Annotated in this window: 1 protein-coding gene; it reads right to left on the bottom strand. The window is 59.4% G+C overall.

Features of this window, described 5'->3' with window-relative positions; all coding sequences use genetic code 11:
• Window positions 1–45: 45 nt before the first annotated feature.
• On the bottom strand, window positions 46–647 hold a 602-nt coding region (locus tag EGJ22_RS25895), incomplete at its 5' end, for an IS66 family transposase (protein ID WP_125920461.1).

Raw genomic sequence — 647 nt, 5'->3', positions numbered from 1 at the left:
CTAAGCGCTCCATGAACCCCACCTACCGCCAGATGAAGCTTTGATTTACCGTGGCATTTCCGGCGAGCAGTTCCACGGCAGCAGCGCTTCGTAGTCCTCTAACGACGAGGCATACGGCAACCGCTCCAGTACGTGGCGCAGCCACGTATAGGGCTCCTGGCCGTTGGCCTTCGCGGTCTCGACCAAGCTGTAGATCTGCGCACTGGCAGTCGCGCCCTTGGGCGTGTCGCTGAACAGCCACGCCTTGCGCCCGATGACAAATGGCTTGATCGCACGCTCCGCCAGGTTGTTGTCGATCGGTAAATGGCCGGCCTCAATGTAGCGCTCCAACCGACTCCAGTTGTTCGTCAGATAGTGCACGGCCTTGCCCAGCACGCTTTGCGGTGTGACTTGTGACTGCGTCTTGTCCAGCCAGCTTTTCAACTGGCCGAGGATCGGTAAGCTTCTTTCCTGGCGACCGATGAACCGCTGCTCATCGCTGACATCCTTGAGTTCACGCTCGATGCCATACAGCTTGTTGATCATCGATAGCGCCACATCGGCACGACCTGTCTTGCCTTTGGGCTGCACTTTCTGCGCCTCGACGAACTTACGCCGGGCATGCGCCATGCACGCCAACCGTTCAACGCCGGGCTGCAACGCCAATG

The sequence above is a fragment of the Pseudomonas sp. p99-361 genome (genome assembly GCF_003935475.1).
Lineage (GTDB): Bacteria > Pseudomonadota > Gammaproteobacteria > Pseudomonadales > Pseudomonadaceae > Aquipseudomonas > Aquipseudomonas juntendi.
Note: the sequence above shows the minus strand (reverse complement) of the source record. Positions and strands in the feature narration are given on the sequence as shown.